This is a genomic window from Dactylosporangium sp. NPDC049525 (assembly GCF_040676755.1).
Lineage (GTDB): Bacteria > Actinomycetota > Actinomycetes > Mycobacteriales > Micromonosporaceae > Dactylosporangium.
Map to the genome: position 1 here is coordinate 1 of NZ_JBFAPO010000146.1, position 2,454 is coordinate 2,454.

General features: G+C 71.5%; 3 protein-coding genes. 1 reads left to right on the plus strand and 2 read right to left on the minus strand.

Features of this window, described 5'->3' with window-relative positions; translation table 11 throughout:
* Window positions 1-3 precede the first annotated feature (3 nt).
* Complete coding sequence (locus AB0K00_RS57650; RefSeq protein ID WP_363540193.1) at window positions 4-888, minus strand: sugar ABC transporter permease; 885 nt, start codon at window positions 886-888, stop codon at window positions 4-6.
* Window positions 889-898: 10 nt separating this feature from the next.
* Complete coding sequence (locus tag AB0K00_RS57655) at window positions 899-1,576, minus strand: GntR family transcriptional regulator (protein ID WP_363540195.1); 678 nt, start codon at window positions 1,574-1,576, stop codon at window positions 899-901.
* A gap of 50 nt (window positions 1,577-1,626) precedes the next feature.
* On the opposite strand from AB0K00_RS57655, the gene AB0K00_RS57660 reads away from it, so the two are divergent.
* The coding region (locus tag AB0K00_RS57660) for a sugar kinase (protein ID WP_363540197.1) at window positions 1,627-2,454 on the plus strand (828 nt) is incomplete at its 3' end.

A 2,454-nucleotide genomic window follows, 5' to 3' on the forward strand; every position in this document is an offset into this window, starting at 1 on the left:
GTCTCATGCCGGCTCACCACGCTCGGAGACCCGCACGTACACCACGACCAGGACCAGGATCAGCACCAGCCACAACGCACCCAACGCGCTGGCCTTGCCCAGATCGAACGCCTTGAACGCAGTGTCATACACCGCCACCGCGAACGTGGTCGTGGAACCGGCCGGGCCACCACCGGTCAACACGTAGATCATGTCGAAGTGCTGCACATTCCAGATCACCTCAAGCAGCACGACGATGCCGAGGATCCCGCGCAGGTGCGGCAGCGTCACGTGCCAGAACCGGTTCACCGCACCCGCACCGTCCAGGGCGGCGGCCTCGTGCAGGGCGAGCGGCACGGTCTGCAGACCAGCCAGCAGCATCACCATGATCCACGGGAAACTCGCCCAGCTCTTCGCCACAATGATCGCCGCCATCGCAGTGCCGGGACTGCCGAGCCACACCACCGGCTCATCCACCACATGCAGCTGCACCAGCAGACCGTTGAGCAGCCCGTAGTTCGCGTTGAAAATCCACAACCAGACGAACGACACCACGACACCGGGGATCACCCACGGCATCAGGAACAACCCGCGCAGCACCGCCCGACCACGCAACCTCGTGTTCAGCGCCAGAGCGAGCGCGAAACCGATGATGACCGGCGCCACGGTCGCGCCGACGGTGAACACGACCGTGTGCTCCAGGACCGGCCAGAAGTTCTGGTCCAGCACCGCCTTGAAATTGTCCAGGCCAGCGAACGAGCGGCCGGGCAGGACCAGACTCTGGTTGAACAGGCTGGTGGTGAGGGCGCCGAGCAGGGGGTACAGCACCACGGCGCCGAGCAGAGCCAACGCGGGCAGCGTCAGCAGGAAGCCGAACGTGCGGTCACGCAGACCGCCACGAACATTCATGTCGGGTACCTCAGTCGTCGTCCAGGTCGATGAGGGAAGGGTCGAGGGTCGCGCGCAGCTCGACGCCCAGCTGCCACTCGACGTGGTCCCGGGCGGCCTGCTCGGCCTGCTCGGCGTCGCGGCGGCGCAGCGCGTCGAGGATCGCGGAGTGCTCGCTGATCACCTGGTCCCAGGCGGGTTCGACGCGCACGCCGATGCGGTAGTGCTGCACCCGCAGCAGGGTCAGGTCGGTGAGCTCGCGCAGCGTCGTGTAGTGGGTGGCGTCGGCGATCCCGGTGTGGAACTGGCGGTTGAGCGTGGAGAGGTCCCGGTGGTCGCCGTCGATGAGCCGCTGCCGCATCTGCTCGTGCATGACCTGCAGCTCGGCGAGCTCGGCGTCGCTGACGGTGGTGGCGGCCACGCGGGCGGCGAGGCCCTCGAGCGCGCCACGGGCGAGGTAGACGCCGCGCATCTCGCGCAGCGACAGCGGGGCGACCTGCGCGCCGGCGTGCGGGTTGGGCTGCACGACGAGGCCCTGGGTGGTGAGTCGCTGCACGGCCTCACGCAGCGGGATCTTGCTGGTGCCGAGCTGGCGGGCCAGGGCGTCGACGTTGACCCGCGCGCCGGGCTTCAGCTCGCCGCTGAGGATCGCGTCGCGCAACCGCTCGTAGACGAGGTCGGCCTTGGTCTGGAATCCCGCGAGCGCCATGCGCTTCCACTCCCCCGGTTCGGCGAAAGTATACTATCTACCTTGTGCGGATGAGTGTTGCACGGAGATCAAGCGGCGGACAAGCCCCCATCGTTGGTTTCGGCGAGGCCATGGCGCTGTTCCAGCCCGCCGACGGCGCGCCCCTCGAAACCTGCCGCTCGGCGACGGTGCACGTGGCCGGCGCCGAGCTGAACCTGCTCGCCGCCGCCGCCCGCGCCGGCGCGCCGACCGAGTTCTGCAGCCGCGTCGGCGCCGACCCGTTCGGCCGCCGGGTGCGCGCCGCCGCGACCGCCCTCGGCGTCGGCACCGGCCTGGTCGCCGTCGACGACACCCGGCCGACCGGGCTGTTCGTCAAGGACGTGCGACCCGACGGCGCCCGCCGCGTCCACTACTACCGGGCCGGCTCGGCGGCCTCCGCGATGGACTCGACCGACGCCGGCCGCGCCCTCGCCGCGGGCCCGTCCGTGGTCGCCGTCTCCGGGCTCACCGCCGCACTCGGGCCGGGGCCGCGCCGAGCGGTGACCCGGCTCGCCCGGGAGGCGCACGCCCGCGGCATCGCCGTCGCCCTCGACCCCAACCTGCGCCCGGGCCTCCCGCCGGTGACCGACCTGCTCATCGAGCTGCTGCCGGTCACGACGTTCCTGCTGCTCGGCCTCGACGAGGCCATCCCGCTGCTGGGCACCGACGACCCCGCGGAGGTGTTCACGCGGGCGGCGGCGGCCGGGGTGACGGAGGTGGTCCTGAAGGCCGGCGCCGACGGCTGCTGGCACGCGGGCTCCGGTTCGGACGGCCCGCACCGGCTCCCGTCGGCCGCCGCGACCGTGGTCGACCCGGTCGGCGCGGGCGACGCGTTCGCCGGCGCGTACCTTGCCGCCCGC